The sequence below is a fragment of the Ochrobactrum sp. PL_is483 genome (assembly GCF_055816855.1).
Genome location: NZ_JBVPGS010000035.1, coordinates 1 through 660, shown reverse-complemented (window position 1 = coordinate 660; position 660 = coordinate 1). Strand labels below are relative to the sequence as shown.

The window sequence follows — 660 nt, the reverse complement described above, 5'->3', positions numbered from 1 at the left end:
GGGCGTCCTGCCAGACATGGCGGGTGATGGTACGGATGGCCTTGGCGTTGGACGTGCAGGATGCGAGCAGCGGGCAGGTCCGGCAGATGGCCGGATCAGATACATAATGCTTGTAACCGTTGCGGTCGGTCGTGGCATAGGTGAGCAATTGGCCCTCGGGGCAGCGATAGCCATCGGCATCCGCTTCGAATGCGAACTTCGACTTGCGCATCATGCCATCCCTGGGTGGCGTGGGAGTGCGGTAGCCGGTAACGCCGAGGATATGGCGATCTTCCAAACCCCGGGCGATGGCCGCTGTCGCATAGCCGGCATCCAGCCCGACCGCGCCAACCTCAAAGTCAAAGCGCCGGCGTTGCCGATCCAGACGGTCGAGATAGACGCGACTGTCATGCACATTGGCCGGCGTGACGTGGATATCGGTGATGATGGCCAGCTTTCCATCCACCGTGCGGTGATCGAGATAGTAGAAGCCCTTCGGCTTGCCGTCGCGCACCATATAGCCGCTTTCCGGCTCGGTGCGGCTGACCTTGGTCTCTTTCCCCTCCCGCTCCCGCGGCTTGTCCGTCATCGGTTTCTGGCCGTGCAGTGCCCGTTCCGCATCAATGGCCCGATCAAGATCAGCCCAATAGTCGGCCCGGGATCTGGCGATCATCTCAAGGT

1 protein-coding gene is annotated in these 660 nt (G+C 62.0%); it reads right to left on the bottom strand.

Annotation, left to right across the window (positions count from 1 at the left end; genetic code table 11):
* On the bottom strand, positions 1–660 hold a 660-nt coding region (locus AC0TNJ_RS11670; protein ID WP_473771236.1), incomplete at both ends, for a transposase.